The organism is Olleya aquimaris (assembly GCF_003259525.1).
Taxonomy (GTDB): domain Bacteria; phylum Bacteroidota; class Bacteroidia; order Flavobacteriales; family Flavobacteriaceae; genus Olleya; species Olleya aquimaris.
Genome location: NZ_QLLO01000006.1, coordinates 165455 through 172500, shown reverse-complemented (window position 1 = coordinate 172500; position 7046 = coordinate 165455). Strand labels below are relative to the sequence as shown.

The following is a 7046-nucleotide window of genomic DNA, read 5'->3' as shown; positions in this document are numbered from 1 at the left end:
ACGTGAATGTATAAAGCGTATGGTTATAGTTGCACCAACAGGTGTGGCAGCAATAAATGCTAAAGGTGTTACTATTCATTCTTTTTTTCAGTTGCCATTTGGGCCTATTTTACCAAATGAAGAGATTTTTTCAGGAGGATTTAATAGAAAAATTTCAAAAACAAAAATTAATATAATTAAGTCCCTCGATTTATTAATAATTGATGAGATTAGTATGGTACGTGCTGATTTGTTAGATGGTATTGATAAGACATTGCGTCGTTTTAAAAATCGAGATGAAGTTTTTGGAGGAGTACAATTATTAATGATTGGTGATTTACAACAATTATCTCCTGTGATTAAAGAAAATGAATGGCACTTACTTAAACCATTTTATAAAAATCCTTATTTTTTCAGCAGTATTGCTTTCAAAGAATGTAGTGCTATTACAATTGAATTAAAGCATATTTACAGGCAAGAAAATCCTAAATTTATAAAAATATTAAATGAAATAAGAAACAATAGTTTGACTCAATCCTCTGCAGATGAACTCAATAAACGGTTTATACCAAACTTTACACCTAATAAAGAGGATGGTTATATTTCATTAACAACACATAACAGAAAAGCTGATTTAACAAACGTAGAAGAATTAAATAAACTTACAGGTAAATCTATAACTTACCAAGCAATAATAGAGGGGAAATTTCCAGAATATTCTTTTCCCAATGAAAATAATTTAATCCTTAAAGTAGGAGCTCAAGTTATGTTTGTTAAAAATGATAGCTCTCCAGAAAAACGTTATTATAATGGTAAAATAGGTAAAGTCATATTGCTTGATGACAATGAAGTTATTGTACATTGCGCTGATGATGATTTTAATATTACAGTAACACCTGAAATTTGGGAAAACATTAATTATACTGTTAATCCAGAAACTAAAGCAATTACTGAAAACAAAGTAGGCTCTTATACTCAAATACCTTTACGATTAGCATGGTCTATAACTATTCATAAAAGCCAAGGGTTAACTTTTGAAAAAGCAATAATTGATGCACAAGGAGCTTTTGCGCACGGACAAACTTATGTAGCTTTAAGTAGGTGTAAAAGTTTAGAAGGCCTAGTTTTAAAAAATAAGATTGATTCAACGCAAATTATCAGTGATAGTAATGTTTCAACTTTTAATAAGCTAGCGGAGCAAAATCAACCTGATGAAAATATTTTAAATCAATCCAAATCTCAATATCAATTAGATTTGATTTCAGAAATTTTTAATTTTTATCAATTTCTTTATCCTATACAACGTATAATAGATATTTATTACAAAAACAGAGGTAGTTTAGAAGGCAATCTAGAACAGACTTTTATTTTAATAAAAGAATGTATTACTAATTTATTGAAAGTGGCTAATGGTTTTAAAGCTCAGCTTAACGAATTATCAGAAGTTACAATTACACCAGAATCTAGTGAAATTATTCAAGATCGTTTTATAAAGGCTCTGGAATATTTTAGTAATGAAACAGAATCTAAAATTGCAGTAGTCTATAAATCATCTACTTTTACAACAGATAATAAAGCCATCCAAAAAGACATCAACAAACATCTTAATGATTTTGAAGAATTATTAGCCACAAAACAACTTTATTTTTCAAATTTAATAAATGGTTTTAAAGTAAATACCTTTCAAGAGCTTAGAACAAAAGCTGTTTTTTTGATTAAAGATAAGCCTAAAAAAACTAGAAAAACTATAATAGACGGAACTGCAAACGTAGAGCTATTTGAATTACTTCGTGAATTAAGAAATAATATCGCTAATGATAAAGATTTAATACATTATCAAATATTTACTCAAAAAGCATTGTATGAAATGTGTGAAACATTGCCAACAAGCAAAAAAGAGTTACTACAGATTAACGGTTTTGGTAAAGTTAGAGTAGAAAAATATGGTAATGATATATTAAAAGTAATCCGTCAATATTGTGAGGAGAATGATATTGAATCCTCTAACAATGTTGAAATATTTGAAGTAGCAAAACCTAAAACAAAACGAGGAGATACTAAAAAAACATCTTTAGACTTATTTAAATCCGGAAAGTCTATAGAGCAAATTGCATTTGAACGTGATTTAAACGTCAATACCATAATTGGGCATTTAGCAAGCTTTATACCTTCAGGAGAGATTAAAATTACAGACTTAATTTCTGAAAAGCACTATAAAGAATTAAAAGAATTAATCCCAAAACATACATTTGAAAATCTTTCAGATTTAAAACATCAAATTGATGATAAATATACTTATGGCGAGTTAAGATTAGTGCTAGACGAATTATCTAGACAATAAAAAAGGCTTTAAAATACATTTAAAGCCTTTAAGAATATCTATTAATTAAGTAATTAACCTTTTATTACTCCTCTAGAAATAACAATTTTTTGAATTTCGGAAGTACCTTCGTAAATCTGTGTAATTTTTGCATCACGCATTAAACGCTCTACGTGATATTCTTTAACAAAACCATTTCCACCATGTATTTGTACAGCTTCAACCGTTTGTTCCATTGCAACTTTACTAGCATATAATTTAGCCATAGCACTAGACATATCGTAGTTATTACCTTGGTCTTTATCCCATGCAGCTTTCATAACCAACATACGTGCAGCTTCAATTTCGGTGTACATATCTGCTAGTTTAAAAGCAATAGCTTGATGGTTGCAGATTTCTGTACCAAAAGCTTTACGCTCTTTACTGTATTTTAAGGCTAATTCATAAGCGCCAGATGCAATACCTAATGCTTGAGCCGCAATTCCAATACGTCCACCAGATAAAGTTTTCATTGCAAACTTAAATCCAAATCCATCTTCACCAATTCTATTTTCTTTAGGTACTTTTACATCATTAAATTGTAGTGTGTGTGTGTCACTTCCTCTAATTCCTAATTTATCTTCTTTTGGTCCAATGTCAAATCCAGGTGTTCCTTTTTCAACAATAAAAGCATTGATACCTTTATGACCTTTATCTCTATCTGTTTGGGCAATAACTAGATAGACATCACTACGTCCACCATTTGTAATCCAGTTTTTTGTACCATTTATGACATAATGGTCACCTTTATCTATTGCTGTCGTTTTTTGTGATGTCGCATCACTACCTGCTTCTGGTTCACTTAAACAAAAAGCACCAATCTGTTCTCCAGTAGCTAGCTTGGTTAAATATTTTTGTTTTTGCTCCTCAGTCCCATAGGCTTCAAGTCCATAACATACTAAAGAGTTGTTTACAGATACCATTACTGAAGCAGATGCATCAATTTTTGATAATTCTTCCATAATTAATACATAGGAAATAGAATCCATTCCACTTCCTCCATATTTTGGGTCAACCATAATTCCCATAAACCCTAATTGTCCCATTTTCTTGACTAATTCATCTGGGAAAGTTTGTGCGTTATCACGTTCAATAACTCCAGGAAGTAATTCGGTTTGGGCAAAATCGCGAGCAGCATCGCGAATCATGATATGTTCTTCAGTAAGGCTAAAATCCATAATTTATATTTGACTATTGATATAATAAAATTTTCATGCAAAGATAAGTCTTTATTAGGATTTTTTCAATCGTTATAGTTATTTTTACAGAATATGATAAAAGCGGAATATAAAGTTATTGGTGTTATGTCTGGCACGTCTTTAGACGGGATTGACCTGGCTTATATTTCTTTTAAAAAAAATAATAATTGGAGCTTCAAAATATTAGAGGCAGAAACCATTTCTTACCCAAAAAAATGGTTGACAACATTGAAACATCTTACTGAGGTCTCTCAATCTGAGTTAACAATAATAGACCATGATTACACTAATTATTTAGCATTAATCATTGACCAATTTATACAAAAGCATCAATTAACTACTGTTGATGCTGTGTGCTCTCATGGACATACAGCATTACATCAACCTGATAAAGGTATTACCAAGCAAATTGGTAATTTACCTCAATTAGCCACTTTAATCAAGCAAACTGTGGTTTGTGATTTTAGAACTCAGGATGTTGAGCTTGGAGGTCAAGGAGCACCATTAGTGCCTATTGGAGATAAATTATTATTCACTAAATATGATTGGTGTTTAAACCTTGGTGGTTTTGCAAATATCTCTTCAGAGGTAAATAATAACAGAACTGCATTTGACATTTGCTCTATCAATATTGTACTAAATAAATACGTCGAAAATTTAGGATTAAACTATGATGATAAAGGTGATATCGCTAAAAGCGGAAAACTTAATATCCAATTATTAAACCAATTAAATAGTTTAAGCTTTTACAGCCAGACACCTCCAAAATCTCTTGGTTTAGAATGGGTAGAACAAAAAATATTTCCATTAATAAATAGTTTCAATTTAAAGACAGAAGACATCTTACATACATATGTTAAGCATATAGCATATCAGATTACTAAAGTTATAAATCAAACAGAAAAGGTTTCAGTATTAGCAACAGGTGGTGGTGTTTTTAATGAGTTTTTAATAGAAGAAATTCAAAAAATAACTTCCAATACAATTGTGATTCCTTCAAACAAAATTATAGAATATAAAGAGGCTTTAATTTTTGCGTTTTTAGGCATTTTAAAGTTAAGAGGAGAAATAAATTGTTTAAAATCTGTAACTGGAGCTTCTAAAGATCACTCCTCTGGTAAAATTTTTACTTTTAACACAACTACATAAAAAGAATAATTACATTTGAAAACTTTGGCTTATTTTTAGCTACAGTAAACATTATATTAATTAAATAAATTAAAAATGAAACACGTATTACTAGTATTAGCTTTAATAATTTCTAGCACAACTTTTGCACAAGATTTTGATGATAATTGGGAAGAATTATCAGAAAAATTACCAGGATATGTTATTACTAACAAAGGTGAAAAAATTGAAGGTTATCTAAAACGCTTTTTAAAAATAAAAAGTCAACGTAAAGTAAAATTTTTTAAAACGTTAGATGATAAACCTGTGGTTTATGATGCAAAAGACTTAAAAGCTTACCAAATTGCAGACGACTATTATGAGTCGCATCCCTATGAAGGATTAAGCGGAAAAACTAAAGTATTTTTATTAAGAGTGCTTGAAGGTAAAATAGACTTATTTGAATACTATATTAGAGTAGAGGACGATCAAGGCAAAGAAATTACAATAAAAGATGATGGTACAAAAGAAATCATTCTAGATTTTGACGGTACTAAAATTCAAACCGAAACATTAGCAGTAAAAGATGGTGATGATTATCTAAAATTTGCCTCACCTAAATTATTGTTTAGCTTTAAAAATGTTATGAGCAAATATGTTAGTGATTATCCAGAATTAGCTAAAAAAATCAAGAATAAAGAAAAAGGCTATAAAGTTTTAGGGATTTTAAACATTATCAACGAATATAACGCTCATTTTGAAAATGAATAACATCAAAACCTATTTGTTTAGTGCTTTCCTGTTAATCGCAATAGTAACTATACAAGCACAAAACGCAACTTTTGAGTGGTCAGATTTATCAAGTAATACTAAAGTTGGATTGCAAAATCCAACTTTAGTATTTCCATCTGTTTCTGGATTTACTACTTACACTCTAGAGAAACAAGGCACACAAGTTTTTGCTCCAGAATCTATTTTTATTACTAAGTTTAATGCAAATGGTGATGCTGGAAAAACAATAGATTTTTCGCTTCCAAAAAGAGCATTAAAAGATGCGACATTATTAAAGATTATTGAAGGAAAAGATAAACTTTATGTTTTTTCATTTATTGCTGTAAAGAAGGATAAAAAAAATGTGTTGTACGCTCAGGTTTATGACAATTCTACTGGAATAGTATCAGAAACTAAAGAAGTTTACACATTACCAATTGAAAAAGTCAATACTTCTGGTTTTTTTGAAGTACAACTTTCTGAAGATAAAAACACCTTTGCAATTTTAGTCAACAAACCATTCATTAAAAAAACAAAAGAAAACATAGAAGTGGTCATTCTAGATGCAGATTTAAATACCATTTCTAATGCAAAACATACGTTGTCTTTTGATAGCGAACGTGCATACAGAGAAAAACTGTATGTAGATAATGATGCAACTGTAACAATAGTTAAAAAAACAGATATCTTTAAAAAAGAACCTGTTACATCTGTTATTACTATTAAAGGAGATGAAATTACACAGCAGCAAGTATCCGCTAATCAATTTTATATTTCCGATAATAGAGTTGTCACCATAAAAGACAAACAATATCTATTAGGTTTTGCAACAGATAATGCTAAGCCAGCAGTATCCATGGGTGGAGCTAAAGATAAAAGTTTCTTTATTTACAATATTACAGATCAAAAATTAATTAAAAATCAAGAGTGGAATCCTGAAATAACAAAACGAATTTTAGGAAAAGGTTTTATAGATTTAAAAGTAATAGACGTTATTGTCCAAAATGATGATATTTTTTTAATAGGAGATAGATTTTCTGAAGAAAGTAAACCAATACCAGGACAAAACTTTGAATATAATTATACTTATAATTTTGGTCCAGGTGTTGTAGTTAAGTTAAATACAAATGGAGATGTGGCATATGATAGTTTAATACAATATGGCGAAGAATATAAAAACCATATGAAACCATTAGGGTCTTTTAAACCATTTATTAAAGATAATACTATACATTTTTTTGCTAACGAAAAAGTATCCATTTTAGAAGAGAAAAAAATAGTTTTTGGATGGAAAAACATTAACGCTAAAGCTATAGTAACTAAAAAATTAGAAAGCGACGGAAGCTTATCTATTAATGCTTTTAAAAGTGGAATAGTTGGCGGAAAAGACAATGTGGTAGACTTTGCGCCAACCAAAACTATTCAGTTAGATAATAATACCTATTATATTTATGCTTTAGGTAATAAATATCAAGCATTCGGAAAAATGACCATGGAATAATTATTAACAATAATTTATTATAATAAAAATGGCTTTAATTTTAAAAGCCATTTTTTGTTTTTTTATATTTGTTAAACTAATTAAACTATTTACTTCATAAGATGAATCAACTTTAGCTACCCTTAACTTA

The 7046-nt window shown here is 29.3% G+C and carries 5 protein-coding genes (1 of these 5 cut by a window edge); 4 read left to right on the top strand and 1 reads right to left on the bottom strand.

Annotation, left to right across the window (positions count from 1 at the left end; translation table 11 throughout):
* On the top strand, positions 1-2320 hold the 3' portion of the coding sequence (locus LY08_RS10105) for a helix-turn-helix domain-containing protein (RefSeq protein WP_111660332.1). 116 nt of this gene lie to the left of the window's left edge; the window shows 2320 of its 2436 coding nt (coding positions 117-2436); its start codon lies beyond the left edge, outside the window; the stop codon is at positions 2318-2320.
* A 53-nt stretch (positions 2321-2373) separates the two neighbouring features.
* Here the strand turns inward: LY08_RS10105 and LY08_RS10100 are convergent, their stop codons facing one another.
* Positions 2374-3516, bottom strand: a complete 1143-nt coding sequence (locus LY08_RS10100) for an acyl-CoA dehydrogenase (protein WP_111660331.1) — start codon at positions 3514-3516, stop codon at positions 2374-2376.
* Between the two features lie 93 nt (positions 3517-3609).
* Between LY08_RS10100 and LY08_RS10095 the strand changes: the two genes are divergently transcribed.
* The 3 genes from LY08_RS10095 (at position 3610) to LY08_RS10085 (ending at position 6916) form a co-directional block, all read left to right on the top strand.
* Complete coding sequence (locus LY08_RS10095) at positions 3610-4686, top strand: anhydro-N-acetylmuramic acid kinase (RefSeq protein ID WP_111660330.1); 1077 nt, start codon at positions 3610-3612, stop codon at positions 4684-4686.
* A gap of 75 nt (positions 4687-4761) precedes the next feature.
* Entirely contained in the window at positions 4762-5415 is a 654-nt protein-coding gene (locus LY08_RS10090) for a hypothetical protein (protein WP_111660329.1), read from the top strand.
* On the top strand, positions 5408-6916 hold the full coding sequence (locus LY08_RS10085; RefSeq protein ID WP_111660328.1) for a hypothetical protein: 1509 nt from the start codon (positions 5408-5410) through the stop codon (positions 6914-6916). The genes LY08_RS10090 and LY08_RS10085 overlap by 8 nt, the downstream gene beginning before the upstream one ends.
* Positions 6917-7046: the final 130 nt, after the last annotated feature.